Genomic DNA, 12,294 nt, shown 5'->3' on the forward strand with positions numbered 1-12,294 from the left:
GAAAATGGGCTTATCGTTGTAAATCCGCATTTTCCTGACGGTACCCCATGCCCATCAACTTAAGAATCTTTACTACCCCCAAGTGTAAAAAACGTTATTCTTTCTAAAAAGCTAAATAGAAAGGATGACGTTTTTTTATGAATCTCTCAATTCAAGATGAACTACAACCATTTGCAGAAGAATTACAGCGCTATATCACACCTGTGTTTTTAGAAGAATTGGCAAGAGAAATTGGATTTATTAAGCGAAAACGAAAGTTTTCAGGATCCGATTTAGCTACCATTTGTATTTGGATTAGCCAACGGGTGGCCAGTGATCCTTTAGTCCGATTATGTAGTAGGCTTCATGCAGCTACAGGTACTTTACTCAGCCCGGAGGGCTTAAATAAACGATTTACTGCAAAATCAGTGTTATTTTTAAAACATATCTTTTCTTTGTTGTTACAACAAAAAGTCTGTGAGCAAACTCACATTTCTAACCAACTTTTTACCCATTTTAAGCGCATTCGCATCATGGATGCCACCATGTTTCAAGTGCCTAATACCTTGGAACATATATATCCTGGTTCAGGGGGCTGCGCTCAAACAGCTGGGATCAAAATTCAATTAGAATATGATTTACATAGTGGACAATTTCTTAACTTTCAAGTTGGACCAGGGAAAAATAATGATAAAACATTCGGAACAGAATGTTTAGATACCTTACGGCCATGCGATTTATGTATTCGTGATTTAGGCTATTTTTCATTAGAAGACTTAGATCAAATGGATCAACGAGGTGCATATTTTATTTCACGTCTAAAGTTAAATACAAATGTATACATCAAAAATCCTAGTCCGGAATTTTTTCATAATGGTACGATCAAAAAACAGACGGAATATGTAAAAATCAATTTACAAATGATGATGGAGCGCTTATTACCTGGTGAGACCTATGAAGTAGGGAACGTTTATGTTGGAGATCAAAAAGTTTTGTTTGCCCGACTTGTTTTATATCGTTTAACTGAAAAGCAATTACGGGAAAGACGAAAAAAACAAGTAGAGAGTGAAAAGAAAAAGAGCAAATCGTATTCTAAGAAAAGTAAAATATTATCAGGATTGAATGTATATGTAACAAACACTCCGTGGGAGTGGGTTTCGATGAAGCAAGTCCATGAGCTATACTCTTTACGCTGGCAGATAGAACTTGTTTTTAAAACGTGGAAATCGTTATTTGATATTGATCATTGTCGCACTGTCAAACGAGAAAGAATAGAGTGCCATTTATATGGAAAACTTATCGCTATCTTCTTATGTTCTTCTACAATGTTTAAAATGCGCCAACTTCTGTTACAGAAGAAGGGAAAAGAATTAAGCGAGTATAAATCGATTGGAATGATTCAAGATCACCTATCTCTCCTCTATCAAGCCATACAGAAAAGCACCCAAGAAGTAACAAAGCTTCTGATCCGCCTGTTCCACCTTCTAGAGAAAAACGGGCGGAAATCTCATAGATACGAGAAGAAAACAGTCTTTGATATCATGGGTGTTCATTATGAGTATAGTATAGCTAGGGAACAAAAGAAAGCTGCATAATTTTAAAAATAAAACTCGGTAGAGTTTATTTTGCATGCGTATTTTTAAGAATAACCAATATGTTGAACAGTTTTTAGCTATTTTGAAGGGAAACCCCTTTTATTTTTGTTCTTAAGTTGATGGGCATGTGACGGTACCCCTAATAAAGCAGGTTTTGAATATTTTTATTTTAAGAAATAGGATTTAAATCATAATGATACATATTAAAATCTTTTGCAAATACCTCTTGGACCAATTGAATCGTTTCTGCGTCATAAAAACTATCATAAGTAGGGAATCGTGGGAAAATGGGGGTTGTAATATCAGCTTCTGCATAAACTCCTTTGTAAATCATCTTACTCGCTTGATAATGCCAAGATTTTGATAATAGATCTAATGGTGATTTTTTTAATTTATACTGCTCTTCTAGTTTTGAAATGCCTGTGTTGAAATTTTCTAGATAAATATAGTTTGTAACAAATTCTTCTTCTCCTTCGATATATTGTTGAGTATAGTGAGCGTCAACCTCATCTAATTTGGTCATATGAGCTCTTAGGTAATACAAAAATAATTTAAAAGAGATCGGTTTGTTGCATGTCTCATCCCCATAAAGGAATAATCGAATAGGTCTCCATGCAGGATGGTAAATATTTGGAGGAGAAATAAGAGAAGTAAAAGAACTTACTGCTCTTTTATAAGGGTTTCTTACTAGTTTGTACGTCTTCTTTTCTTTTATTTGTAATGCGGTAGCTACATGTATCAAATAATTTGTAGAGTTCTTATATACATCATACTCATAATTATGGATGAACGAATCATATTTTATTGCTTCTTTAAGTAAATTAATTTGATAAAAAAACCAATGTGCTAGTGAAGTACAACCGCTTTTTTGACTCCAAAACAAGATAAGAGGAAAATCTTTATGAAAATGAGGTACACGCCCTTGCTTAAGGGTAAAATTATATAGTTCTGTATGATCCATTTTGACCTCCATTCTTATATAGCAAAAACCTAAAATATTTTTAATAAGTGATAACTAACTTTAGTCCACTAACCCCTATAATGATAGCTAAAAATACTTGAAGAGGTTTAACAGGGATCTTAGTGGAGAATTTACTACCAAGTATGACACCTGGGATAGAACCAATGAGTAAGTGAATTAATAAGAGATAATCTACGTTTCCTAAATTTATATTTAGTATGCTTGCAACCGTCACTAATAAAAACGCATGTGTAATATCCGTGCCTACTAATTCGGATGGTTTCAGTCGATATAAATATATCATTATAATAGCGAATAAAGAGCCTGATCCCACAGAAGTAAGTCCCACGATAAAACCGAGTATTGCACCAATAATAATTGTTAGGCTCTTTTTTTGTGTCATAGTCTGTTTTTGAAAATAATTTTGTGTAGATTCATTATAGAAAAATGCTTTTATAAAAATAGAAATTGCCGCAATAATTAAAACATAACCTAATATATATTTTATAATTCCCTCTCGATTATAATGAAAAATTGGTAAGAAATGAATTGTTACCACTGCGATAACTGCACTAGGTATACTTCCAACGGCTAGATATTTTACTAATCTAAAATTGATGGTCTTCTGTTTCCAGTGTTGGGATATACCAAACATTTTAGTGATAGAATTATATACTAGATCCGTTCCAACAGCCACAGAAGGACTTATACCTAATGTTAGAAGAAATGGAGTCAGTAATGCAGCTCCGCCTATCCCTGTTAATCCAACCAATCCCCCTATAATGAAACCCATCATTATAATAGAAATACTCATTATAATTCCCCTTCCATACCGCTGGCTTTTCATAGTGGTTATCGTTTTTAAAGAAACTCTATACATAGTGGGGTGATAGGTATATTAGTTAAAAATTAATTTCATTCTTCTTATATCCATATGCTTCAAAATCGTCAGTAAATATTTCTGAAACCAGGTTTAGAGCTTCTTCATCATAAAAACTTCGATAGGTTGGTAATGAAGGGAAGTGTGGGTTGGTAATATCATCATCTGCATAGTTTCCTTTATGAATCATTTGATGTGCCCTATGGTGATTAGAGTTTGTAAGGAGTGATACATCAGAAGAAAGTAATCCATATTCTTTCTCCAGCTTTGGAATTATTGTATTAAAATTCTCTAGTTTTATATTTTGTTTGATGACCTTTTCTTCTCCCTCAATATATTGTTGTGAAAAATGTTGATCTACCTGAATGGATTTAGCCCCTATTTCTTTTACATAATATAAAAATTGTTTAAATGAAATTCCTTTCGATTCATCTTTATCATTATAAAAATATTCTCTAATCTGTTCCCATTGTTTCGAGGCGTAAGGGTTGTCATAAAGTATTAAAAATGAGCTTACAGCTCTTTTATAAGGGTTACGCACAAGTTTTATGGTATCCTTACTTAGTTCCAAGAGTTGCATTTCTAAATTTGTGTAGTAATCAACTTTATTTTTGTATATTTCAGATTCATAGTAATGAATGAACGGTGCATATTTCATTGCTTCCTCATATAACCCAATTTGGAAGAAAAACCAATTCGCCAGAGAAGTGCAACCACTTCTGTGACTCCAAAATAAAATTATGGGGAAATCCTTATGAAAATGTGGAATACGTTCGCCATATTCAATTAATTCTTTAATATTGTCCTTCATCAGCCAAACCCCTTCGTTATTCTGATATTTATTGAACACTTAAATACAATGGTAACTACTCATACTATTGTATTTAAACACCACTGTAAAGGTACTTAAGTTGGCATATAAAATCCCAGTGTATTAAAAATAGCTTACATATGTGTCTTAATTTTCCAGGTGTATCAAAATGTAATAATTGCTTAACAAACTTTAAAATATAGAAATCTATTATAAAGAGAATTATGTATGAAGATATGTGTACAACGATAGAGGCATTAATATCGTTACAATAATCGAAAAAAAGTCTTGATAAAATGATAAAGTGGCAACCGTTCGCCAGTATGCCGGAGCAGTTCGCAGTTATTAAAGAAATGATAAAGGAGCAAACGAAAGCCTCGCGTCCAATTGTAACGCAAGATGCAAAAGAAATGAATGAAAATAAGCTATTAACTTCATTTTTAGGTGAGGAAGAGGTTTTACTTACATATTATAAAGATGGTTATTTATATAAAAATTACATAACAGTAGTGGATATTAATCCATTAATAGAGACGATTACTTGTACGGATGCTTTTTGTAATAAGCGTACTTTTAAGTTTTTTGATGTAATTGAGATTGATTAAAGTATGTTTCTATGCAGCAGGCGTATTTTTTTAGCCTACTGCATAGAAAGGTCAGTTACAGTATTATGCTTATACTAAAAATAAGATACCCTTTATTACCATTGACGATAGTTGCATTTCAGATGAAAGAATGTGGGGAAACCCCCCCCCCGTTAACAATAGAATTAGCATTAACAGCAGTTATAGGGTTTCTTAAAATTATGAATATCAGTTGTTAGATGGTGCGATATTTATTTAGAAAAAGCCGTTTTAGATACTAATAGATATAAGTAAGACAAGACTTAATGACTAAAGAAAATAAGCATTTTACACTTCAATTATAATAGGGAGGATCATTGGTTTTCTTTTTGTATGTGAGTATATAAAGTGACCAAGTGATTCTCGTATTTCTCTTTTTAGAACATTCCATTGATTAATATGTGCTTTTTGTAATCTGTTGACAGTTTCTACAACTAATTGATTAATTTTATTTAAGAAATCTTCAGAGTCCCGAACATATACAAACCCACGAGAAATTGTATCAGGGCCAGAAATTATTTTCTCTTCTGTTTTACTCAAGGTTATAACTATTACAAGCATACCATCTTCAGAAAGTTGTTTGCGATCGCGCAATAAGGCGTTTCCAACATCTCCAATACCTAATCCATCTACATATATATTACCCGCAGTTATACGTCTTGTTTGAATAGCAGTTTGATTTTTAATATCAACAACATCTCCATTGCCGATAACATAAATATTATCTTTCTTGACACCAACAGACTCTGCCAATTGACGGTGATGATGTAACATTCTAAATTCACCGTGTATGGGAATGAAGTATTTAGGCTTCATTAAAGTAAGCATCAATTTTAATTCCTCTTGATATGCATGTCCAGAAACGTGCATTCCTGTTGAACTTCCAGATCCATAAATAACATTTGCTCCTAATAGAAATAAGTTATCTATAATACGTGAAACATTACGCTCATTTCCTGGTATGGGGGATGCAGACAAAATGACTGTGTCACCTGGTAAAATATCAACTTGTCGATAGTTGCCACTAGACAATCGAGACAGGGCAGCCATAGGTTCACCTTGACTACCAGTGCAAAGTATAGCGACTTTTTCGGGTTCCATTTGATTAATCTCATTCGCTTCGATTAACATTCCTTCAGGTATATTCAAATAGCCTTGTTCTAAAGCGACAGAAACTACGTTCACCATACTTCTTCCGAGGAGGGCAAGCTTTCTATTTGTTTTTAAAGCGGCATCTACTATTTGCTGGACACGATTCACATTAGAAGCAAAGGTAGATATAATAACTTTTCTGTGAGCCTTTACAAAGGCTTCTTCAATTTTTTCGCCTACTAACCGTTCTGATGGAGTAAATCCAGAACGTTCGGCATTCGTACTTTCTGAGAGGAGAGCTAAAACCCCGTTACTTCCGATATTAGCCATTTTGTGAATGTCTGGATATTGATTGTTTATGGGAGTCAAATCAAATTTAAAATCACCTGTATGGACTACTGTACCTTCTGGTGTATGAAAAGCAATCCCGAGGCAATCGGGAATACTATGATTTGTTTTGAAAAAAGATAGGTTTATCTGTCCAAACTCAATTAAAGACTCAGAGTCAATAACAATTAACTGTGTCGAATCTTGAAGTTTATGTTCTTTTAATTTAATGCCGATTAAGCCTAAGGTTAATTTTGTTGCATAAATTGGTACATTCAATTGTTTTAAAAAATACGGAATACCTCCAATGTGATCTTCGTGTCCATGTGTAACAATTAAACCTCTAATTTTATCTTTATTTTCTTGTAAATATGTAACATCAGGTATTATTAAATCTATGCCTAATAAACTCTCGTCGGGAAACTTAGAACCACAATCAATGATTACAATGTCATCTGAATATTGTATGACATACATGTTTTTACCAATTTCATTAACACCACCTAAAGCAAAAATAGATAGTTTATCATTTATTGTACTCAAATGAAAATCCTCCTCTTAAAATCAAATTTACTTGAACCTATGTAAAGGTTTGTAACCAACTATTAATAAATAGTTGGTTACAATTATCTCAAAGACCCATATCTTTTAATCCAGGACTATGCTCATTTGGCACTTCAGGAAGTTCTGGTACAGGAAAACCTTTTGGCGGGTCAGTTACTTCTAATGTTCCTTTGTTTCTACTTGGTGATTCACCTTGGAATATTTCTCCCATTCTTGTTGGGCCTAAGCTAAAATTAAATTGTGCGTTATGGAATCCCATGTCTACATACTTTTTGCACTCTGGGTATTTATTAATATCATAGTTCGGTACAGGAAAGAGTTTCCCCCATTCAACACCCAATGTCTCTAATGCTTTTGCGAAAGCATTTTGATGTGCATTATCACGCACAATTAAAAATGCAAGTGTTTCTCTAAATGTTTGATTTGAACTCATTTCATAAATTCTAGTTTTTTGAAGTACACCTGTAGATTCAAGTACGACATTATCTAGTAAATCGCTAATTAAGTTTCCATGACTATATACCCAAGATCCATTCCATGGGTTGCCAGCTGCATCAACAGGCAATGAACTTTGAGCACCTACAATAAAGTGGTGAGGATTTGCATGTTTAACCGCTTCATCAAGTGGTGCGTTGTCAACACCAGCATTTCCTGGCGTAGGTTCACCAGATCCAGTTAATAGTTGATTAATTGTATGTTGTACAAGTTCTACATGGCTGATTTCCTCTAAAAAAACACCTCGAAGTAAATCACGATATTGCTTCTCTTTCCCACTAAAATTTGAGCTTTGGAAGAAGTATTGCATCATTGTACGCATTTCGCCATAATGCCCACCTAATATTTCTTGTAAAACTTTTGCGGCAGCTGGATCTGGCTTGTCCGGCTTGATAATATTAATCAGTTCTTCCTTATAATAAAACATGAAGTACACCTCTTTTAAGTTAGTTAACATTGTTATCGTGTCCGTTAGTTGGTTACTTAATACTGTAATTCATTTTTTTACCAATAAAGTATTGCCTCAAAATACAAAGTTTTTTGGAAATAACTATTTTCGATGTAAGATGAAAATGGGGGATAGATACTTAGCATTTAATAAAAAAAGATAAGATTACGAAATGTAATCTTATCTTTTCATTAAGAATCATGAATTGTAGCTTCAAGGCTTCAGAATGACTTTAATACAATCATCTTCACGATTATTAAAAATCTGATAACCGTAGCTCGCTTCTTCAAGGGGAATTTTGTGTGTAATAATCTCTTTTGGATCAAATTCTTTATTTGTTATTTTTTCAAATAGTTCCGGCATAAAATGAATGACAGGTGCTTGTCCCATTTTAAGATTAATATTTCTAACCCAAAATGCCCCGAGTGGAAAGGCATTATAATTGCCACCATAAACGCCGGTCATTTGAACCGTTCCATATTTTCTTACGGCTTTCGTAGCGATTTGAATAGGACCGAGAGTTCCACCTTGTAATTTTAATTTTTGTTCCAGAAATTCTAGAGGCGATTTTTTTCCATCCATCCCCACACAATCAATAACTACATCAGCACCGCCATGTGTAATTTCCTTTAAATGTTCTCCCATATCGGGGAATTTTGTAAACTCAAATACCTCAACATTGTTAATCTTTTTTGCATAATTCATCCGATAATCTAAGTAATCCACTGCAATTACACGTTTAGCACCTTGCATCCAAGCGAATTTTTGTGTCATTAATCCAACAGGTCCACAACCAAGGACGATAACAGTATCACCTGGCTTAACGCCTGCGTTTATTACACTCCAATAGGCTGTTGGTAAAACATCTGATAAAAATAGTAGGGATTCATCTTCAAGTTCGCATGATTCCGGTATAACAAATGGAGTGAAATTACCAAATGGAACTTTTAAATATTCTGCTTGTCCTCCTGGATGATTACCAAATTTCTCTGTATAACCAAAGTATCCACCAGAGTCGTAATGAGGGTTTGAGTTATCACATTGACTTTCCATTTCGTGTTGGCAATAGAAACAATGTCCACAAGAAACGTTGAATGGGATGACGACACGATCGCCTTTTTTCACTTTAGTGACATCTGGCCCGACTTCTTCAACGATTCCCATTGGTTCATGGCCGATAATGTATCCTTGCGGTAAGGGCATGTTGCCTTGATATAGATGTAAATCAGAACCGCAAATAGCGGTTGAAGTAATTCTTACAATAATATCATCTTTTTTCTCTAACTTTGCATCATCAACTTGTTTAACTTGTACTTGATTTGGTCCTTGATAGGTTACAGCTTTCATCTCATATCTCCTTTTGGATTATGTCTCAAAACATAATTTTATTTAATCTCTTGGTGAAATAGAAATCTTTCTTTTATTTACTGAAGGGAATTAGGAAGTATATATAGTGTTGTTATGAAAGTATGTTATATCAGTTATTCTTTCTTATATGTTTTGCCCTACTTTAAGAAAAAAATCAATTTTTATCCATAACCTAATTACCATAAAAAGGATAATTGTTTTTTCATAATTTGTAGCATATTAACAACATCGGAGGTGAAACAATATGGCAAACAATAATAGTGGAAGCCGTAATGAAGTATTAGTTCGAGGCGCTGAACAAGCTCTTGATCAAATGAAATATGAAATTGCACAAGAGTTTGGTGTACAACTTGGTGCAGATACAACAGCTCGTTCAAACGGATCTGTTGGTGGTGAAATTACAAAACGTTTAGTAGCAATGGCAGAACAACAACTTGGTGGTAGAGCTAACCGCTAAGTAAATTGGCATAAAATATAGCAAATATATAAATCAATTTCTTTTGTGTATTCATAAAAATAAAAACCCTTATATTAAACAGATTCTCACTCAAAGATTATTGATAATCTTCTTTCATAATCTTTGAGTATTTAATTTGTAAACTACTTTCCTAAACAATAAACACGCGGTGTTGGAAAGGTGTTTTCCATGCATAGTAGAAAATCTTTTGCAGGAAAAAGTATACTTAAAAATTTGATTTCAATATTGAAATCAATATTTATTATGATATTTTCGAAAGGTAGGAATTTAAAAATGGGTATATTAAGTGGAAATCCTCAAAATGAACCTTTACATTACGGTGAAGTATTTGACATTTGGAGCTATCTTCTTGCTGCACAGGGTGCAATTGCCAGCCATCAAGTATTTATGAATCACACAGGTGACGAAGATTTGAAGAAGTTTTTAGAAAGCTTAATTGAAAATGATATGAATTCGGAAATAGAAGAGTTAAAAACTCTTTTAAAGGTGAATGGCGTAGCTTTACCGCCTGCTCCTCCAGAACGACCAGTTGCATCGATCGAAGACATTCCTCCTGGAGCACGTATTAATGATGTTGAAATTGCTGCTGCTGTTTCTACAGGATTAGCAGCTGGACTTGTGACATGTAGTCAAGTAATGGGAAAATGTCTTCGAGAAGATGTAGGCATGTTATTTGGACAATTTCATATGAAAAAAGCGCAGGCAGGTGTAACTCTGCTACGTTTAAGTAAGAAAAAGGGATGGGTAGTTCCACCTCCATTACATGTAAGAAATTCTGATCAAGCGTAATAAACAAAAATAAAAAAGTGGCGTTGGCCACTTTTTTATTTTTTAGATGTATCATCAAGCTTGGATCTATTTATTTTAGAAGAATCTATATATTCATCTGACATTTCCATAGCATATTTATCATGGCGAATATGATTGTGATTTTTTAAATTATCATCGTTATGCAGTACTAGCCTCTTCATATAAATGTGGAAGAAAACTTCTGTTCCACCAATAATTAAAGCAGCTATAAATGAAGAAACTCCAATATTACGAGTAGCATCTAAATCAGTAAACAAGGATATTAGTAACCAAATTCCAAAGAAGCTTAAGCCTAAATCTGCTATTGTAGCAATCATATTTCCGTATTTAGGTAAAATGAAGAGATCTCCAATTAAATAGGAAGCTCCTGTAAGGAAAAGAGAAATTAGTAATACTTTAGGAATTGAAATGCCTTTAAAGATACTAAGTATGATTAGTAATACTGCAGTTATCGCTGTATATTTAATTAATAAAGCAACAATATGTTTCATCATTTTCCTCCATTGTTTAAACGTATATGGAATAAAGTATTTCATTAAAAACGGATTATGCTTTTATATAGCGTAACCCGTTTTAATCACCCTTTAATGGTAAGAAGTACAACCTGGGTAAGAAGCAGGCTTATACTATGGATAGTATTTGCGGAATATCGAGCTTTATTCACAAAGGGTAGTTCCATTCTTATAATAGAGAGGTTGCCTAAGTACAGTTTTTTTCATATTAAACTTAATATTTTTTGGTGTTTTGATTTTGTATCATATTCTGATTCATTAATATAAAAATAAACAAAGTATTTTCGCGTTTAATGCATCTTTTTATCTATATATTTTCCGTAATCAGGTACAGCAATTTTATCAAATTCTTGAACGAGTGTTTTGAGGCTTTTTGACAGCAATTCACCTGACATTGGTATTCCATGTCCAGTAACAGTGACTAGAGGCTTTAATTTTTCTAATTTAATGACGGATTCTTTAGCAGCTTTCCAGTCTGTTGTTAAGTAACGAGGTGGACCGCTTATTTCCTGTTCTTGAGTTATTACTTTATACAGATACTCCTGTTTTACTGTAACAAAAGCGTCCCCAGCAATTAAAGTTCGGTCTTTTTCTCGGAATAATGAAATATGCCCTGGAGTATGTCCTGGTGTATGAATCCATCTAAACTCTGGCATATGGGGAACAGTTCCATCGGTAGGTAGCGCTTTTACATTATTTCCTAAGTCAATTGGTTCGTTTGGGAACAGAGGAGACATTTTCGCTACCATACCACCTTCAACTGTAGGGTCTGGTTCTGGATAGCTTTGTTGTCCAGTCAGGAATGGTATCTCCATTTGATGGGCATAGATCGGAACATCCCAATATTTGATGAGTTCAATTATTCCCCCAACATGATCAAAATGCCCGTGAGTTAAAATAATTGCTTTTGGGCGACTATTGGTACCAAATCGATCCTCAGCGATAGAGATAATTTCATTTGCACATTTAGGCATTCCAGCATCAACTAAAACAAAATCATTGGTCTCAGGATTTCCAACAAAGCATATATTGACGATTTGAATCGTGTAACAAAATAAATCAGGCAATACTTCGATGCCGTGACCACTTTCAATTGAAGTTGCTGGAATAAACTTGTAATCACTTCCATAATTCATTTCATTGTCCAATTTTTCTCCCCCTTAATATATTTTAATACGACATTATAGTTCCCTAATCTTGAAAATTCATTTTGACGAATTTTAGAAAAGAATTAATATGGGATTAAAAAACAATAATTTAGTCCTGGAATTAAGAGGGATTCATATCAATTTATATAAAATGCAAACAAAAAATATTGCTTTTAAAGTCACAGATTCTACTATTTTTTGAG

12 protein-coding genes are annotated in these 12,294 nt (G+C 33.5%); 4 read left to right on the top strand and 8 right to left on the bottom strand.

Annotated elements, in window-relative coordinates; genetic code table 11:
• The first annotated feature begins 137 nt into the window (after positions 1-137).
• Complete coding sequence (locus ACQRBL_RS14820; RefSeq protein WP_411995955.1) at positions 138-1,574, top strand: IS4 family transposase; 1,437 nt, start codon at positions 138-140, stop codon at positions 1,572-1,574.
• Positions 1,575-1,743: 169 nt separating this feature from the next.
• Here ACQRBL_RS14820 and ACQRBL_RS14825 read toward each other — a convergent pair whose 3' ends face one another.
• The 3 genes from ACQRBL_RS14825 to ACQRBL_RS14835 all read right to left on the bottom strand — a co-directional run bounded on the left by ACQRBL_RS14825 (position 1,744) and on the right by ACQRBL_RS14835 (position 4,226).
• Positions 1,744-2,535 (bottom strand): sulfotransferase family 2 domain-containing protein, encoded by a 792-nt coding sequence (locus ACQRBL_RS14825; RefSeq protein WP_340872573.1) that lies wholly within the window; start codon positions 2,533-2,535, stop codon positions 1,744-1,746.
• A 40-nt stretch (positions 2,536-2,575) separates the two neighbouring features.
• Entirely contained in the window at positions 2,576-3,349 is a 774-nt protein-coding gene (locus tag ACQRBL_RS14830; protein ID WP_326234870.1) for a sulfite exporter TauE/SafE family protein, read from the bottom strand.
• A gap of 88 nt (positions 3,350-3,437) precedes the next feature.
• On the bottom strand, positions 3,438-4,226 hold the full coding sequence (locus ACQRBL_RS14835) for a sulfotransferase family 2 domain-containing protein (RefSeq protein ID WP_340872577.1): 789 nt from the start codon (positions 4,224-4,226) through the stop codon (positions 3,438-3,440).
• A 296-nt stretch (positions 4,227-4,522) separates the two neighbouring features.
• Here ACQRBL_RS14835 and ACQRBL_RS14840 point away from each other — a divergent pair, with 296 nt between their 5' ends.
• Entirely contained in the window at positions 4,523-4,831 is a 309-nt protein-coding gene (locus ACQRBL_RS14840; protein ID WP_411995954.1) for a YolD-like family protein, read from the top strand.
• Between the two features lie 306 nt (positions 4,832-5,137).
• On the opposite strand, the gene ACQRBL_RS14845 is transcribed toward ACQRBL_RS14840, so the two are convergent.
• The 3 genes from ACQRBL_RS14845 to ACQRBL_RS14855 all read right to left on the bottom strand — a co-directional run bounded on the left by ACQRBL_RS14845 (position 5,138) and on the right by ACQRBL_RS14855 (position 9,122).
• Positions 5,138-6,811 (bottom strand): ribonuclease J, encoded by a 1,674-nt coding sequence (locus ACQRBL_RS14845; protein WP_063547820.1) that lies wholly within the window; start codon positions 6,809-6,811, stop codon positions 5,138-5,140.
• 88 nt (positions 6,812-6,899) lie between these two features.
• Positions 6,900-7,754 carry a manganese catalase family protein gene (locus ACQRBL_RS14850; protein ID WP_411995953.1) on the bottom strand — a complete coding sequence of 285 codons (855 nt, stop codon included), beginning with the start codon at positions 7,752-7,754 and terminating at the stop codon, positions 6,900-6,902.
• A gap of 234 nt (positions 7,755-7,988) precedes the next feature.
• A complete protein-coding gene (locus tag ACQRBL_RS14855) occupies positions 7,989-9,122 on the bottom strand; it encodes a zinc-dependent alcohol dehydrogenase (RefSeq protein ID WP_000649092.1) in 1,134 nt (377 codons plus the stop codon).
• A gap of 265 nt (positions 9,123-9,387) precedes the next feature.
• On the opposite strand from ACQRBL_RS14855, the gene sasP reads away from it, so the two are divergent.
• Complete coding sequence (gene sasP / locus ACQRBL_RS14860) at positions 9,388-9,600, top strand: small acid-soluble spore protein, SasP family (protein WP_023522370.1); 213 nt, start codon at positions 9,388-9,390, stop codon at positions 9,598-9,600.
• A 294-nt stretch (positions 9,601-9,894) separates the two neighbouring features.
• Positions 9,895-10,410: a DUF3231 family protein gene (locus ACQRBL_RS14865; RefSeq protein WP_000512134.1), complete on the top strand. Its 516-nt coding sequence runs from the start codon at positions 9,895-9,897 to the stop codon at positions 10,408-10,410.
• Between the two features lie 35 nt (positions 10,411-10,445).
• Here the strand turns inward: ACQRBL_RS14865 and ACQRBL_RS14870 are convergent, their stop codons facing one another.
• Both ACQRBL_RS14870 and ACQRBL_RS14875 read right to left on the bottom strand, forming a co-directional pair.
• Positions 10,446-10,922: a YndM family protein gene (locus tag ACQRBL_RS14870; protein ID WP_411995952.1), complete on the bottom strand. Its 477-nt coding sequence runs from the start codon at positions 10,920-10,922 to the stop codon at positions 10,446-10,448.
• Positions 10,923-11,233: 311 nt separating this feature from the next.
• Complete coding sequence (locus ACQRBL_RS14875) at positions 11,234-12,091, bottom strand: MBL fold metallo-hydrolase (protein WP_411995951.1); 858 nt, start codon at positions 12,089-12,091, stop codon at positions 11,234-11,236.
• Between the last annotated feature and the right edge of the window lie 203 nt (positions 12,092-12,294).

The sequence above is a fragment of the Bacillus sp. AF62 genome (assembly GCF_050312695.1).
Lineage (GTDB): Bacteria > Bacillota > Bacilli > Bacillales > Bacillaceae_G > Bacillus_A > Bacillus_A cereus.